The organism is Desulfosporosinus fructosivorans, assembly GCF_004766045.1.
Classification (GTDB): domain Bacteria; phylum Bacillota; class Desulfitobacteriia; order Desulfitobacteriales; family Desulfitobacteriaceae; genus Desulfosporosinus; species Desulfosporosinus fructosivorans.
The window spans coordinates 453919-469868 of sequence record NZ_SPQQ01000003.1 but is presented as its reverse complement, the minus strand read 5'-3'; the positions used below and the strand labels follow the sequence as shown (position 1 = coordinate 469868).

General features: G+C 43.2%; 13 protein-coding genes and 1 riboswitch. Of the genes, 2 read left to right on the top strand and 11 right to left on the bottom strand.

Going from position 1 to position 15950, the window contains the following annotated elements; all coding sequences use genetic code 11:
- Positions 1-546: 546 nt before the first annotated feature.
- The 8 genes from E4K67_RS10345 to E4K67_RS10310 form a co-directional block, all read right to left on the bottom strand.
- Complete coding sequence (locus E4K67_RS10345) at positions 547-2895, bottom strand: coiled-coil domain-containing protein (RefSeq protein ID WP_135546317.1); 2349 nt, start codon at positions 2893-2895, stop codon at positions 547-549.
- A gap of 162 nt (positions 2896-3057) precedes the next feature.
- Positions 3058-4605, bottom strand: coding sequence for a B12-binding domain-containing radical SAM protein (locus E4K67_RS10340; RefSeq protein ID WP_135546316.1), 1548 nt, complete (start codon positions 4603-4605; stop codon positions 3058-3060).
- 46 nt (positions 4606-4651) lie between these two features.
- Positions 4652-5986 carry a B12 lower ligand biosynthesis radical SAM protein BzaD gene (bzaD, locus tag E4K67_RS10335; RefSeq protein ID WP_135546315.1) on the bottom strand — a complete coding sequence of 445 codons (1335 nt, stop codon included), beginning with the start codon at positions 5984-5986 and terminating at the stop codon, positions 4652-4654.
- 6 nt (positions 5987-5992) lie between these two features.
- A complete protein-coding gene (locus E4K67_RS10330; RefSeq protein ID WP_243454409.1) occupies positions 5993-7540 on the bottom strand; it encodes a DUF2284 domain-containing protein in 1548 nt (515 codons plus the stop codon).
- Between the two features lie 46 nt (positions 7541-7586).
- Entirely contained in the window at positions 7587-8078 is a 492-nt protein-coding gene (purE, locus tag E4K67_RS10325) for a 5-(carboxyamino)imidazole ribonucleotide mutase (RefSeq protein ID WP_135546314.1), read from the bottom strand.
- A 24-nt stretch (positions 8079-8102) separates the two neighbouring features.
- Positions 8103-9401 carry a B12 lower ligand biosynthesis ThiC-like protein BzaB gene (gene bzaB / locus E4K67_RS10320; RefSeq protein WP_135546313.1) on the bottom strand — a complete coding sequence of 433 codons (1299 nt, stop codon included), beginning with the start codon at positions 9399-9401 and terminating at the stop codon, positions 8103-8105.
- A 123-nt stretch (positions 9402-9524) separates the two neighbouring features.
- The gene (thiC, locus tag E4K67_RS10315) at positions 9525-10811 is read right to left on the bottom strand and encodes a phosphomethylpyrimidine synthase ThiC (RefSeq protein WP_135546930.1); all 1287 of its coding nucleotides are present in this window, start codon (positions 10809-10811) and stop codon (positions 9525-9527) included.
- Positions 10812-10961: 150 nt separating this feature from the next.
- A riboswitch (cobalamin riboswitch) is annotated at positions 10962-11142 on the bottom strand.
- A 66-nt stretch (positions 11143-11208) separates the two neighbouring features.
- Positions 11209-12078 (bottom strand): 3'-5' exonuclease, encoded by an 870-nt coding sequence (locus E4K67_RS10310; protein ID WP_135546312.1) that lies wholly within the window; start codon positions 12076-12078, stop codon positions 11209-11211.
- 116 nt (positions 12079-12194) lie between these two features.
- Here E4K67_RS10310 and E4K67_RS10305 point away from each other — a divergent pair, with 116 nt between their 5' ends.
- Positions 12195-12359, top strand: coding sequence for a cation-transporting P-type ATPase (locus E4K67_RS10305; protein WP_135546311.1), 165 nt, complete (start codon positions 12195-12197; stop codon positions 12357-12359).
- Positions 12360-12594: 235 nt separating this feature from the next.
- Here the strand turns inward: E4K67_RS10305 and E4K67_RS10295 are convergent, their stop codons facing one another.
- From E4K67_RS10295 to E4K67_RS10285, 3 genes are all read right to left on the bottom strand, one after another.
- Entirely contained in the window at positions 12595-12765 is a 171-nt protein-coding gene (locus tag E4K67_RS10295) for an aspartyl-phosphate phosphatase Spo0E family protein (protein ID WP_135546310.1), read from the bottom strand.
- Between the two features lie 177 nt (positions 12766-12942).
- Complete coding sequence (locus tag E4K67_RS10290; protein WP_135546309.1) at positions 12943-14313, bottom strand: ATP-binding protein; 1371 nt, start codon at positions 14311-14313, stop codon at positions 12943-12945.
- A gap of 175 nt (positions 14314-14488) precedes the next feature.
- A complete protein-coding gene (locus E4K67_RS10285; RefSeq protein ID WP_135546308.1) occupies positions 14489-15424 on the bottom strand; it encodes an ATP-binding SpoIIE family protein phosphatase in 936 nt (311 codons plus the stop codon).
- A gap of 190 nt (positions 15425-15614) precedes the next feature.
- Between E4K67_RS10285 and E4K67_RS10280 the strand changes: the two genes are divergently transcribed.
- Positions 15615-15917, top strand: coding sequence for an STAS domain-containing protein (locus tag E4K67_RS10280; protein ID WP_135546307.1), 303 nt, complete (start codon positions 15615-15617; stop codon positions 15915-15917).
- Positions 15918-15950 lie beyond the last annotated feature (33 nt).

Below are 15950 nucleotides of genomic sequence, written 5' to 3'. Positions count from 1 at the left end.
CTCATATCTCCATGACGTAAAATTTGCTCTAGGCGTCCTAACTCGTGCATTTAAACTTAAACCTTCCTGAATGAGATATGGACTCGCCATTCTTTTTTAAAGGCGTTTTAGATTTCTTTGATGAACTCAAATTATGACACTACTGGCGAATTATTTCAATATGATCAAGTTCACTAGTATCAAAGGTAACTCTGGCTCTGTCATTACTTTACACATAAAAAGTGGTTCATTATACAAGGAGGCTTACAAATGAAGGGTAAATCTTCAATACTGTTATTAATACCTGTAGTATCATCAACAGTATTGCTTAGTATTAAATATTAGTTCTTATACGGCTTTTGCAACAAAATCTAATACTCCAGCAAAAAAAGAACGACTTCAACAACTAAAGCCGCATGCTAGAATTAATATCCACCATGTGGCTTTAGTTTCAAACGTATGTCGACTCTAACCGCAATTCTGTCTAAAATTCCATGTTACTTAACATATTCGAAAGCACTTTAAATTCTCTCTGAAGTGCTTTCACGAAGATACCAAGAAGTAATGTTATACAGTTGCGGACATCTTTCCAGAACGCTGGATTTGTCTAATTTCTCTTTCCAATCTGCGAGGGAATGTTAGATCTTCATCACTGCAAACTAAGACCTTCCAGCCATCCTTATTAAACTTTTTAAGATTACACGGATGCTCTGGGTCTTGAAGGCAAATCAAAATATCTTCTACTTGGGCCAGAAATGTCTGACCCATTATTTTTTTGTTCCAATAAACAATACCTTTTGGAAAGATATTGTTTAGAACCTTTCTAAGAAGATCCGCCTGATGAGGAACAAGAGAAGTGCTGAATACTTGAGAGATTTTAGAGTTAATAGATGTTAATAAAGCAGGGACCTTTATTAGTGCAATTGGTTCAAGCTCAGGTCCAGTCTTAGTAGTATTATTTGCCTTAGGTGCGTGTTCTAAGCGATCTATCTTAATTATAGCCTCTAACTTCGTGTCAACTTGGGCAAGTGCATCAGCAATCGCCAACGAGTCAGCTTTTGCTTGTTTTTCCGCGTTGGTAAGAGCGTTAACTTGAGCCAGCGCATTAGTAAGCGCCTCAGCATCTGCTCTTGCTTGTGTTTCCGCTTGAGCAAGAGCCTCTGCTAGTGCCTGCGCATCTGCCCTTGCTTGTGTTTCGGCCTGGGCAAGAGCCTCCGCGTGTGCCTGCACATCTGCCCTTGCTTGTGTTTCCGCTTGGGCAAGAGCCTCCGCGAGCGCCTGCGCATCTGCTCTATGTGTTTCGACTTGGGCAAGAGCCTCTACGAGCGCCTGTACATCTACTCTTGCTTGTATTTCCGCTTGGGCAAGAGCCTCTGCTAGTGCCTGTGCATCTGCTCTATGTGTTTCGACTTGGGCAAGAGCCTCTGCGAGCGCCTGCGCATCCACTCTTGCTTGTGTTTCCGCTTGGGCAAGAGCCTCCGCATGTGCTTGCGCATTTACTCTAGCCTGTGTTTCGGCTTGGGCAAGAGCCTCCGCTAGTGCCTGCGCATCTGCCCTTGCTTGTGTTTCGGCCTGGGCAAGAGCCTCCGCTAGTGCCTGTGCATCTGCTCTTGCTTGTATTTCCGCTTGGGCAAGAGCCTCCGCATGTGCTTGCGCATTTACTCTAGCCTGTGTTTCCGCTTGAGCAAGAGCCTCCGCGTGTGCCTCAGCATCTGCTCTTGCTTGTATTTCTGCTTGGGCAAGAGCCTCCGCTAGTGCCTGTGCATCTGCTCTATGTGTTTCGACTTGGGCAAGAGCCTCTGCGAGCGCCTGCGCATCTACTCTTGCTTGTGTTTCCGCTTGGGCAAGAGCCTCCGCATGTGCTTGCGCATTTACTCTAGCCTGTGTTTCGGCTTGGGCAAGAGCCTCCGCTAGTGCCTGCGCATCTGCCCTTGCTTGTGTTTCGGCCTGGGCAAGAGCCTCCGCTAGTGCCTGTGCATCTGCTCTTGCTTGTATTTCCGCTTGGGCAAGAGCCTCCGCATGTGCTTGCGAATTTACTCTAGCCTGTGTTTCGGCTTGGGCAAGAGCCTCCGCTAGTGCCTGTGCATCTGCTCTTGCTTGTATTTCCGCTTGGGCAAGAGCCTCCGCATGTGCTTGCGAATTTACTCTAGCCTGTGTTTCGGCTTGGGCAAGAGCCTCCGCTAGTGCCTGCGCATCTACTCTTGCTTGTGTTTCCGCTTGGGCAAGAGCCTCCGCATGTGCTTGCGCATTTACTCTAGCCTGTGTTTCGGCTTGGGCAAGAGCCTCCGCTAGTGCCTGCGCATCTGCCCTTGCTTGTGTTTCGGCCTGGGCAAGAGCCTCCGCTAGTGCCTGCGCATCTGCCCTTGCTTGTGTTTCGGCCTGGGCAAGAGCCTCCGCGAGCGCCTGCGCATCTACTCTATGTGTTTCGGCCTGGGCAAGAGCCTCCGCTAGTGCCTGCGCATCTACTCTTGCTTGTACTTTTGTATACTGTATATCTGAGTAGGATACTTCCAAAGGGCTGTCGGTGTAGACATCATGAGGTTCGAGGTTAATATCTTCAGTGTTTATAGTATCAGAAATACTATGGAAATTCTCTTTCTTTAGGGTATCAGTGGCTTTCAATATTCCCTCGCGTAACATTCTGTCCATGATATCTTGGAATACAGGAAAGTTATTAATAACCCGGGCATCCGGAAGCTGTTGTTCAAGGAGTTGTTTAACTCCATCCGCTAAGAATTCTGATGGTACAGTTGGGATATCTTGTAATAATGATGTAAGTTTCATGACGATTTGACAACCCTTTTGAAATTCTTCATCTGAATCTACTCCCGTTAATATGCAGACCGTGAAGATTCTTTCAATGATCTGATTAATCCATTTTCTAATTCGGGGATCATTATGAAAATAAGTCTCCAAGATTATCCACCTCCAGTTAATACCTTGTAAATAAACTATGCTTGTCACTTCGGAATGAGTACCTGAAAGTTTAAACACAGAATATTTTATACGAAAAAGGGAACTCCCATTAGGCTGGAAGTTCCCCTTCTATTTACCCCTTTTGTTCGATTTCGTCAAAACTTAGTAATACTGGTCATCGGTTTCTTCTAATTTTAAAATTCCTGTTATCTCTATTTCGGTTGTCTTAACCAAAGTCTCAATCTGCACCTCTGTAAATTGTTCCCCAGACTCCAACGTCATTAAACCATTTTCAAATAATTTGACTAACAATGCATTAATTTTCGAATACCTTTCTTGGGCATTTTCGGGTTCCGGAACCTTCCCACCCCAAATTCCAGCCATACAGTCGAAGAGAAAGTTAGTAATTCTCCTCATGATCATGGCCAAGTTCGCTACTTTAGGATCAGTAAGGGTCACCATACTTTCATACGATGATGCTTGAACCTCAAGACGCCCTGCCTCCTGTAGATCTCGATGAGCTTTTGTTCCTTTTAAAACAATCAAGTGATGGTAGAGCATGTTTGCCGTAATAGCTAGATTTCTCATTAGGTCATTACGCTTTAGAAATTCAAAGTTGACTCGGATATCCTCCAAGGATGAGTCGGGTTCAAACATGATAAACCCAATATTAGGTTCGATTCCGTGTTTACGGAGAATTCTAATAGCCCTCTCGTTCTGGGCAACCGTCGTCATCTTATTTATCCGCTTCAGGGAACGATCACTGCCGCTCTCCAGCCCTATAAGAATATGACGTAGGCCTGCTTCAACCAAGGCACTTACGGTTTCGTCATGAATATCATTAACTCGGGCCTCAATGCCAAACCGAATGTTCTTAGCTTTAAGCAGAGTAGCCAAACGCAAGGCTCGTTGCTGACCCCTTTCGCCTGGTCCAAAAAAATTGGGATCAGTAAAATAGAAATCTTTGATATTATGTTTCCTAATTAAATCATCGATTTCCTCTATGATATTTTCCGGAGTTCGCCCACGCCACTGAGAGCCCTGTCCATAAAAAGGATTGATATAGCAAAAAGTACATCCGCCATAGCAACCCCTACTCCCCTGTAGGTTTACCTCCGGCAGTCGGAACAGCGCTTCCGTTCTCACCGGAAAAGGCAGATCGTTCAAGTCTCTCACAAGTTCGCGACGCTGGAAAACGATCCTACCCGATTCATCCCTCTGAGCAAGACCGGAAAGGTCTTTTAGACTCTCTTGGTAAATGTATTTTTTTGTAAATTCTCTGGTTAAAGCTTCTGGCACCTTAGCAAAGGTTAGTTCTGGTTCGCCCAAAATCACAGAATCAATAGCTGGGCATTGTTTTAAAATTTCTTCAAAGTCAGTGGTCGGATAATACCCGTATGCAGTGATATAGGATGAGTACTTCTCAACTTTAACCTTGTGGAGAAAATCGTACAGGGCCGTGTCAGTCTGCCAATGGTAGACCATATGTACTCCCAGTATATCTGGTTGCATTTCTTGTACCCTGCGCTCAATTTCTGGGTAGTCGAGTCCCTCTAAGAAGCCTTCTATGATTTCGACTTCATGTCCTTCTCTTATGAGCATGCCGGCGATATAACCTGAATGTAAGCACGAAGAAAGTGGAGTGTTAGCGATGTCATTACATCGTTCCGGACAAACCATTCGTGGGTGCTCCAATAAAAGTATCTTCATTTTTTACCTCCTCACTACTCAACCACGCCTTCACAAGCCCTCAGCTTCACTCCGTGGGATAGTTGACACCCTGCCACATGAATACATTTCTGCACTGTTGCAGTGTTTCCAGCTTGTATCTGAAAGTATTGAACGGTTTAGGATTGTAATACGTCGGATAGAGCAGATCAGTCTCTAAGCCGATTACTCCTCCTGCCCTAGCCATCCCTTCGATCGCAGTGCCTGGTAGAATGCGAATATTGTTGAGTATGATGGTTCCTAAATTCTTTTTCTTGTTGTGAACTTCATAAAGTCGTTCGACAAATTGAATACTTTTTTCACAGGTCACTACCGTCTCTCCGGGTACATTGACCATGAAATGATAGACACTGACCACGTCCGTTTGAGAGACGAGATTTGCTGCTCTTAGTATCTGAGCCTCACTGAGATTTTTTTGTAGAATATCCAGGGATTCTTGGCACAGACCGTCAGGCGAGAAGGAAAAACATTCACACCCGGCCCGTTCAAATAGGGCGACATTCTTTTCATTAAGCTGGTCTTCCCGCATGAACCCGTCCCACCGAACCTTCAGCTTTCGACGCAATATTTCCTCGCAAATCCCCTCGAGATGACCGCGGGGAACGTTAAGTACAGGGTCGGTAAAATGAAAACTCTCAATCCCATAATCCTTGTATAGGCTTTCCATTTCATCCACAACTGCCGAGGCTGGGCGGCACCGCAATCTCTTCCCTTGAAGTTGCGGATAGACGCAATAAGCACAGTTAAGGGCACATCCTCGTTTAGCTTCAATTCCAATAGTGGGAACGTAGTTGTTAATCCCTTTATAAAGCACAGGGTCCAGTAAAAGCCTATTAGCAGGGACATATTCCACCATATTGAAATCTGTGTACGGAGGGGTAATCCTCACCCTCGAACCCTCCCGCCAGCAGAGCCCAGGCAAAGAGGGTGGACTGTCTATGGACCGGAGCAGAGCAGGAAAGGTTACTTCTGCTTCTCCGATAATACCGTAATCTAATTCTGAAATCTCCAACATTAGGCGTTCTGGAAAAAGGGAAAACCCAGTACCACCTACAATCAGCCAAGCTTGCGGCAGAACTGCGGCAATCAACCGAACCGTGACAATAAAGGGGGAAATAAGTGAACTGGTTTTATTGCCCAGCGGGTCAATATTACGTAGAGATAACCCTATAGCCTCAGGTTGGAACTCTAGTAGTTTTTCTTTTAACGCTCCGTAAGGATCTCTTTCCAAGTTCATGTCCAAGATACTCACCTCATGACCATACCTTTGAAGGTAGCTGGCCAAAAGGACAATCCCAATCGGATAGACTCTTTCCTGAGAGAGGTCTTCTACTGAAGGGGTTTGGACCATCAGAACACGCACATTAATTCACTCCAATAGCAACAGGGCAAAATATCTTACAAACTCACCCTTATTGCGCAAAATCTTAAGATCAAGTCCTGCCCTTTTGACGGTTTCATAGACATCGATGCCTGCTCCCTCCATAGAGGGTCTAGCATCCCTTGTATTGCGACACGTCCCGTCATTAACGCCTAAAGCGCAAGGATTACAAAGCACGCATGGGCCAGCCCAATAAGCAAACGCTTTATGAAAGCCCACTAAAAAGGCTTCTCTTTCGGCGGCCAAAACTCGGCTCTGAAACATTTTTCCTGGAGGTTCCCCCTCAATCAGTAGAGCGTGTGAAAAGTCTCGTAGAACGTTTCTCGTTTTTTCGGGAGTTGGACTATTGGGTGGGCAATGGCCTTGCCCGTACCGATCACAACCATACTGACAACGGAGATCTGTCCAGTCAGCAACATGGATGGTTTCCTTGTCAATGGGAAGAACTCGCTCAAATCCCATGCCCTTAATCCTAGCTATCAGACGGATTCTTTCATCTAAGCGGAGATTGGCCAGCAACGTCTCGTCTTTCGCTGCGAAAATAAGCGCCGTGTCCGTAGCTAAAGGGATGAGCTCGGTTGTGTAAAGTTTTGACATGGCTAATTGTTCTCGAACCCATATCCCGGAAAAGATTCTGCCATTGTAGGTATTGATAAACATATTGAGATCTAGCAGAGCAGCCTTGGCAGTAAAGTGCTCTGGGAAGAAATCATGGATGATAAGGAATCCTCCGGATTTAAGACAATTGGCAGCTCGGTCTAAGATCAGAGGAATTTCTTCTTCTGAATAGGCATGGATAATATTTGAGAGAATGACGAGGTCAAACCCTCCCTTAGCTACGGGCCAAGGTTCCAAAATATTTGCTGGTACATAAGAAACCCGTTGTCCAAACCCCTTCTTATTCATCAACTCCCGTGTATAGTTGAGGACTTCTTGGATGTCCACTACGGTTGCCGATAGCGAAGGAAATCTCTCCAAAAAACCACTGGCTATCGCCCCAGAACCTGTCCCAATATCGAGAATTTTCCCATTCAACTCAAGTCCCTCAAAAAAGGGCAGAATCTCCGCCACTTTAGTTCTAGCAATATTATCCATAGCATCGATATACTTGCGAATCCGCCGGGCAAATTGCTCTGGCCCCTCATTTTCCACGGGAAAATTCACTCTGCCTCCGGCCCTAAGACACTCGGTAAGGTTCTGCCACTCAGACTTAAGGCCTTTGCGCCAGAGGATCGAATCTCCTTGGTAATTACTTTTACCTAGGACGATATAATCACTGGCAAGTTTGGTGTTATAGTAACGTTCGCCATCATTAACCACAAGCCCTATAGCGCAAAGGGCCTGAAGAAATCGCCCCAGACCCGACGTAGGCATATCCAGTACTCCGGCAATTTCTGTAGTCGTCATGCCTTCAGACTCCAGCAAAGTAAAGACGTCTAGTTCAATGGCTGTAAACAGCACCTCAGAAAACCAGTACCCTGTTGCCAAATCTTCCAAGTACTGAGGGCCGACATCCTCGGGATTGTGCCACATCATTTATCTCCTCCTACAGGATTTCCATTGAGTTCTAAAATCAATTCACTTAACTTAACCTCTTCTGCAACGCTTCATCCTTTGCCTCAATATCTTTCAGCATCTGAGTTCGATAATCTTTAACCTTTATACACAATGCTTTATCTTGACTAGCTAAAATCTGTACCGCTAGTAATGCTGCATTCCGTGCAGCCCCAATGCCTACGGTCCCAACAGGAATTCCTGGGGGCATTTGTACGATAGAGTAAAGGGCATCAATTCCTTCCAAGGCACCACTACTCAGCGGAACACCAATCACCGGCAAAATTGTTGCCCCTGCTACAACTCCTGGCAAATGAGCGGCTAAACCTGCCGCCGCGATAATGAGGTTTCCACCTTGAGCTTCGAAACTTTTCACCCAATCGACAGTTCGTTTCAAGGTCCTCTGAGGGGATGAAATGATCACTTCAAAAGACACTTCAAATTGACGAAGAACTTCTAGCGCTTCCCCCATAACTCCATAATCTGAATCACTTCCCATGATGACCCCAATTTGGCTCATTTAACTCACCCTCCTTGAATACTGTTAACAACTTCCGCCGGTTTTTCCAAGATGTTCCCCGACTAATTTCATCGCACAGAACCCACCACACATCGAACAGGCTTCTGCTCCCTCTTCGTTACGCTCTCCTCGTATCCGGCGAGCTGTTGGAGGATCAATTGACAATTCAATTTGTTTTTCCCAATCTAGGGCTTTACGAGCATGAGCCATAGCTAAATCCCATTCCCGTGCGCCCTTAACCCCAGTCACTATATCCGCAGCATGCGTGGCAATGCGCGTAGCTATAACTCCTGCGTGGACATCTTCTGCGGTTGGCAACCTAAGATGCTCCGCAGGAGTAACATAGCAAATGAAGTCTGCTCCTGATATAGCAGCAGTCGTAGCCCCGATTGCTCCTGCGATATGGTCATAGCCCGCTGCAATATCCGTGACCAAATTGCCAAGTATATAGTACGGAACATGGTGACAAAGTTGTTTTTGAAGCAAGATCGTTGCTGGGATTTGATCTAATGGTACGTGACCTGGTCCCTCTACCATGACTTGCACTCCAGCTTCTAGGGCGCGTTGCACCAGTTCTCCAGCCACAATCAAACCTTGGACTTGGGCACGATCCAGAGAATCTTCGATACACCCAGGTCGTATGGCATCCCCAATACTGAGAGTTACATCATATCTTTTACAAATTTCAAGCACACGATCAAATTGAGCATAGAGAGGATTCTCTTGTTCGTTGTGGAACATCCAGCCTGTTAAAAAGGCTCCTCCACGACTCACAATGTCCGTGATTCGCCCTTGATTTTTTAATCGTTCAATGATTGACATGTTTAAAGCAGCATGAATAGCCATAAAGTCGATGCCCCGCTTCGCCTGGCGTTCAATCATTTCGAACATATCATCAGCCTTCATACCGACAACACTTCCATGCTTAGCAATGCTTTCCATACCTCCTTGATAGCTCGGCACAGAACCGATCGGTAATGTGAATTTTTCGAGCACCTGATGGTGGAAAGCATCAACATCTCCGCCAATACTTAATTCCATGATTGTATCAGCACCCGCCGCTACAGCAACGTTGATTTTATGAAGCTCATCCGCAAAGTCCACACAGTCTGGCGACGTTCCGATGTTGGCATTTACTTTGGTGCGAAGCCCTTCTCCTACCGCGATCGCGATACAATTCTTGTGTTGTTTGTTCTTCATGATCACGACTCGGCCTGAAGCTACCTTCGCACATAACTCATCTGATGTTAATCCTTCTACTTTTGCTAATCTTTCTACCTCAGGTGTAATAATACCTTGTCTTGCTTTAATAAGTTGTGTCATTTTAATCTCTCCATTCTTAATTTTATATTTTTAATGCACGATGCATCTCGTCCTGTCCTTGGGCGCGATGCTCGTGTTGTTCACATAGCATTCCGACCTCCGGCCTCTGATTTCTGACCTCTGTCAGCACTCCCACGGGAGTTCCAGAAAAAATTCTCCAGCCACAGCCATGGCACAACCTTTTTCACATTTCTGGCAGAATGGTTTTTCGCTGGAGTGAAAATCTGTAAGTCTTTCTTGATCTAAAGCTAACGTTTTCTGGGCCTCAACATTCTGTTCCCGTCGTGCTTGACTCATTTGGAGGTCCCAACTGTCCGCCCCGGGGTAACCTTTAGCCAGATCAGCCACATGAGCAGCGATTCGTGCTGCAACTACCCCGCGATAAACATCCTGCGCATTGGGGTAAGCTATATGTTCAGCCGGTGTGACGTAACAGAGAATATCTGCACCAGCAGCGCCGGCCATCGCTCCACCAATCGCAGCCGTAATTTCGTCATAGCCTGGGGCAACATCCGTCGACACTGGTCCGAAAACAAAGTAAGGAGCACCTTCACACACTTGTTTTTCTAATTGAACGGTTGTCGCAATTTGCTGGGGTGGAGTGTGACCAGGTCCCTTAATCATGATTTGCACCCCTGCTTGTCTACTACGCTTTACCAACTCACCCAATACAACGAGTTCTTCGACCTGGGAACGACATAATGAATCGGCACCTGCACCCGGTCGCATACCATCAGCTAAACTTAAGGTAACTTCGTACTTTTTAGCAATTTCCAGGACGCGGTCGAACATCGTATACAAAAAGTTTTCCTTGTTATGAAAAAGCATCCAGCCCATCAATAAGGACCCACCTCGGCTTACTAGATTGAGTACTCGTCGATCTTCCTTAGCCGTTTTAAATAATCCTGAGTGTAGGGCGCTATGCAAAGCCATAAAATCCACTCCATCGGCAGCTTGGCGTTCCATAACCTTGAAAAAGTCTTCTGGCTCAAGTGCCAATGCTGAGCCCTTAGTATGTACAGCTTCAGCAAAGGCCTGATAAACGGGGAGTGTACCCAAGGGCAACGGTACTCGTTTTATAATAGCCTGCCTGGCCTCATCCATATTGCCAGCTGTACTCAAATCCATAATGGCATTTGTTCCTGCTCGGATTGCCTCATCTACTTTAAATAATTCATCCGTTAGGCTGTCCTCGTCTGCTGCTAAGCCAATGCTGGCACTCACCTTGGTACTTAAGCCCAGACCAAACCCTTGGGGTCTTTTGGGCTGGTGATGACTGTTATAGGGAATAACAATCCGACCGTTAGCGACCTGTTCCATTAGAAGTTGGACATTCATCTGTTCATTTTGGGCTATTAGGGTAAACAACGGGATTTCCTGACCCTTTTGAGCCATTTCCATTAAAGACAACACCATAAACTCTCCTCTCTGTGTTTGGCGTGATTACCTTGCAAAACACTTTGGCAGCGATAAAAAAAATAAAAAAAGTCTCTAATCACAAAGTGACTAGAGACTTTTCCATAATCTCATCCACACTACACTTGGTTCTTCGACAAGGTAGGCTTGGCTTAACTACAGGCAGGTATCCTGGCTTACGGATCAACACGTCTGAAGCACCTTCCGGGAATTACCCCGTGGTTCATACTTCTTGCTCCCCGTTTACAGTGGCGGGACCGCGCCGGACTCACACCGACTTCCCTATTCTCCTCTTTCATGAGGCACCTGTAATTTTAAGTTTTCTAGGCATAGTATAACCAATAGACTTGTGTTTGACAAGAGTTATTTATAAAAAGATAGCCAAATGTAGCTATCTTTCAATTTTAATATTTGCCAATTCCTGTGTTATATTTGCTGTAGCTTCTGCCTCATCTGTTTTATAAATAGTATTGTTCGAAACAATACTGTATTCACCGTCTCTGTGTGTGATTCTCGAAACATGTCTTATCTGAAGCATACAATCGGGACAATAACCAAAAGCAAAATACTTTTTTGATTTAGTAACTTCCGTATTTTTTTGCACATATTCGTTACACTGCGGACAGTGTATATCGACTTTCTCTATATATTTTTTGAGCATTTCTATCTTTTCTTCATTTTCTTTTTGGGCTCTTTCCCAATTCACAATTCCATTACAAGAAGGGTCGTAAATCTTCCTGAAAATATTAGCAGTATAGGTTGCGTCACTTAAGGCATCATGAAAAGGTGTGCTTATTTCAATTTCCAGACTTTCTACTGCACTTTCTAAACTTGGTTGTTTAGCTAGTGTCCCAATATTCATGTAAATTTGTTGAATATTTATGAACTTGTCAAAGAGTATAGCGTCAAACCCGAAAAATAGGCAATTATCTCTCAAGGCCAAAATATCATCGTGTCCCCAAGAACATAATACAGAATCATCTCCGGCCCATGCATGAAAGCTCTCAATCGCTTTAATAAAAGGAGTCCCTTGGACAACCCTGCTTGTATTTATATTCGTCTTCCGCTTTACATAGGGATTCATTCTTCGATATATTACAGGTTTTATGATTAAATCGAAGCTACTAACGATCTCCAAGGCCTCATTTAATTTGACTGCTCCAATCTGGATAATCTCGTTTTTTAGCTCCGGATTAGCTAAATCACCCTCTTTAAATTTAAAGAACATATTAAACTCCAAATCAAACACAATATAATTCATATAACGTTTACCCTCCTATGCCATGTACCTATTATAATCCCTCCAAAGAATAAACGCACATCTTAGAAACAATAATATATATGTGTTTCTGCAATAATTAATGAAGAGGTGATATTATGTGGTCCAAGAAAAGCACTGAAGCAGTACTAAAGGAATTGGAAGTAACCTCAACAACCGGTTTATCTGAACATGAAATAGTTCAAAGACGAGAAAAATATGGTGCAAATGAGTTAGCAATAAAAAGCCTAAAGCCTTACTTAGAATTTTTTTCTCTCAATTAAACAATACCATGATCTATATCTTAATTGGTGCTGCCCTCATTTCAGGGTTTATCGGAGAGATTAGCGATGCAGTTATTATTGGAATTGTAATTCTTATTAATGCATCGTAGAAAGATTAATCAAAGAACACGCGATCGTCAGAAAACTCCCCACTGTGGAAACTTTAGGGTAAAAAGGTTAGGGACACCTGCAAGAAGACTTCTTGTGGTGTCCCTTTTTACTATATTTCTGATTATTACCAAAAACTAAGCTGTTGATAAGTACTAATTCTGTAGTATTGGTTGAGCAAACAATCCAACTGCTGACTCACTTCAACCACTTCGTCATCAATAAGATTATGAGTATAACCGAATTTATTGAGTTTCTTACGTAGTCCTTCTATTCTTTTTAAAAGTTTCTTTTCCACATGGATTCCTCCTGAAATGTCATTCCCAAGAGAATCTTATTGCTTTTTAGATGAAATGGCAAGAATAAATTATCCATAATTAGGTAGTCATTTGTCGAAATATGGCAATTTCGCCCTTTGACGTTGGTACCCATAAAGCAAAAGACAGGATCAAGTGGATTTTCGAATAATCACATCCTAATTAGGCTTAAACCTAACAATAAAAACCGTACCCGAAGAGGAAGATTCTACATTTATCTTCGCATTATGTCTTTCTGCGATACTGTAACACGTTGTTAAGCCCAATCCTGTCCCCCCCTCCTTGGTGGTCAGAAACGGTGTGCCTAATCTCCCAATATTATCTTCACTAATTCCTATCCCTTGGTCCTCAACCGCAAGGACAATATTGTCGGCTTCCATATACGTCATTATTGTCAGTACACCCCTTGAAGGCATCGCCTCAAGTCCATTTCTTGTGAGGTTCAAGATTAATTGTCGAATCTCTCTTTCGCTCATTGCTAGTTCAGCCACTTCTTCAGCTACTAATACAACTTGTTTATCTTGGTTCGTAGCATCAGCAAGTATTAAAGGGTACAAAAAGTTGACTAATTTGTTTAGTTTTACCCTAGTATATAATTCTTTTTTTATTTTTGTATTTGAATTTGTTTTAGCTATGGACAAGAATTCAGTTAGAATATTATTCGCTCGATCTAATTCGCTAATCATCAAATCGAAATACTCTTCGTTTTCGTGTATGGTATTTCTGCTTTTAAGGATCTGTAAAAAGCCTCGTACTGTGGTCATCGGGTTACGAACTTCATGGGCAATACTCGCCGCCAACTGTCCTACAAGATTTAATCGCTCTAGTCGGACAATTTCCTCTTCAGCAACTTTACTTTTGGTAATATCCAGCAATTGCATGAGAAACAATTGTTGACCATCTGAATCTTGATATGGGTGTTCAAACACTTCATAAATTGTATCTTTTAGAACAGTTTGCCATTGCCTTGAAATCTCATGCTGAGAAATAGGTTGTGTAAGTTTCGTACGGCAATTGCTACAAGGTGCATCTTGATTGAAGAGTATTTTATAACACTTCTGATCATTTGGTTCTCCATGCATGTCTTTAAATTTACGGTTAGCATAAATTACGTTGCCATCGCTTGCTCGAACATAAACCAAACCAGGTAACCCGTCTAATAAAACATAAAGACGTTTTCGTTCATCTTCCAAAAACTTCTCTAATTTCTTTTGTTCATCAATATCTTTAAAATAAATTGTAAGGCCTTCTGAGGATGGATAAACATTAACTGAGACCCATCCCTCTGTTAAAATAGATAATGCTTCAAATTGCAAAGGTTTTTGCAAAAGATTTGCTTCAGAAAACTTCAAAGAGTAAAGGTCATCCTTTTGCGGGAATATGTCCCAATAAGATTTCCCTAAGATGTTCTGATCCGTAACCTTAGAAAATGCAGTAGCTGCAGACTTGTTAACATAAATAAATTTCCAGTGTTTATCTATAGCATATATAAAATCGGAAATATTATTGAAAATAGTTTCAGGTAACATCTTTTCTGCAGCCCCCCAACTCTTTATGCTATAATCGTTCGACAAAATACCTTCAATTCCTCTAATTTTATTATATAGCGATGAGTACTATTGGGCAGTGTGACTCCAATATCGACAAGTAAACTTTCAAACACTAATTGAGGGCTAGGAAAACCGGTTTGACGTATCCAAATAATCACCTAACTAATTTCTTCATCAAGAGCACTTCGTTGCCCTTGGCGTTAAATATTACTTTGTCACAAAAAGTTCTCATCAAGAGAACACCACGCCCACCTTCTGCCTCCAAAAGTTCGTCAAACTCCTCTGTATTCATTTCATTTTTAGGTTGAAGATTTACTACCTTAGTGTCAAAGCCTGGACCATCGTCTTTAACCCTAATAATAAGGGTATCACCCATCTGCCTTAATCTGATGTGAACTCGCCCACCTGCGTAGAAGCCATTATTCATAGCTTCGTTGATTGCAACCTCCAGCGTGGGTGCGTGGCTTGGCGCATTCCGCTCCAGGAATTCGCTGATAAAGACCTGAGCATGTTCGAGATCCTTATCATTTTTAATATCTAACTCACCTGTCTCCTTGTTTCCGTTGATGATCTCTATGCAAATAACGGAAAAGTCATCGTTCCGGTCAGGACTTTCGGACAATTTCTCAAGCCACCTCTTATACTCTGCAGCACTTCTCTGCATACTTATACCTTGCGATTCTATGAGATCAGAGGCTCCATCACTCATCATGCAATATATCTCACCTGTTTTGATAGGTATTGTCACTATTTCAATTTCCGGAACATCAACAATGCCCAGATAACAACCAGATATAGGAACTAGCGAACACTCTTGGGGCTTGGCAACCAAAAATAGCGTTATTCCTGCAGAAATAAGTTTAAGGACCCCTGCTTGTAAATCAAATTCAAAGTAAAGCAAAGCGACAAAAGAATCCTCATACAAGTAGTCCATCACTTTATGATTAATATTCTGTATGGCATCCTCTTCTATCTTCTTACCGTTAAGTAGAACATTATCTAGCATCATTTTAAAAGTTGCAGTTTGCAAGGCTGTAGCCACTCCATGGCCACTCACATCAACAATGTATCCGCATAGTTTATTTTGCACCTCAAACCACTTGTAGTTAAAGAAATCTCCACTGACGACATTTCCTCCGCTGCTGCAGCCAGTTCAGATGAGCTGTCTCACACTGCTTTAACAATTTCCAGTTGCAAGTTCCGAGCAGGCCAGTGCTATGGCTCAAAATCTGCACAGTCTAATTACGAGGTTTAAAGTTGATGCATAAGGGGGAGAAATCATGAAACACACTATTAATATCAGCGGCAATCAGGCGACCGTTTTTTTAACAGATAAAATATACGTTCACGATGCTTCACTACTAAGGGATGATCTATTAGATATAATTGCCCAAGGAGTTACGGATGTTAAGATTGATCTCTCTGAGCTTACTTATATAGATAGTTCGGGATTGGGGACTTTAGTTACTATAAATAAACGCACAAAGGAAAGAAACGGCAGTCTCGTGCTGGCTGGTGCTAAAGGGCTTCCATTTGAGCTAATCAAACGGACTAGACTCGACAAAGTATTTACGATTGAATAATTGCATATTTTATAAACAATAAACAAATACCTT

What these genes read in the sequence shown, in the direction of transcription:
- E4K67_RS10340 (WP_135546316.1), bottom strand. Translation starts at nt 4,605, where the DNA reads ATGAAGATACTTTTATTGGAGCACCCACGAATGGTTTGTCCGGAACGA.
- E4K67_RS10330 (WP_243454409.1), bottom strand. Translation starts at nt 7,540, where the DNA reads ATGATGTGGCACAATCCCGAGGATGTCGGCCCTCAGTACTTGGAAGAT.
- purE (WP_135546314.1), bottom strand. Translation starts at nt 8,078, where the DNA reads ATGAGCCAAATTGGGGTCATCATGGGAAGTGATTCAGATTATGGAGTT.
- bzaB (WP_135546313.1), bottom strand. Translation starts at nt 9,401, where the DNA reads ATGACACAACTTATTAAAGCAAGACAAGGTATTATTACACCTGAGGTA.
- E4K67_RS10310 (WP_135546312.1), bottom strand. Translation starts at nt 12,078, where the DNA reads ATGAATTATATTGTGTTTGATTTGGAGTTTAATATGTTCTTTAAATTT.
- E4K67_RS10305 (WP_135546311.1), top strand. Translation starts at nt 12,195, where the DNA reads ATGTGGTCCAAGAAAAGCACTGAAGCAGTACTAAAGGAATTGGAAGTA.
- E4K67_RS10290 (WP_135546309.1), bottom strand. Translation starts at nt 14,313, where the DNA reads ATGTTACCTGAAACTATTTTCAATAATATTTCCGATTTTATATATGCT.
- E4K67_RS10280 (WP_135546307.1), top strand. Translation starts at nt 15,615, where the DNA reads ATGAAACACACTATTAATATCAGCGGCAATCAGGCGACCGTTTTTTTA.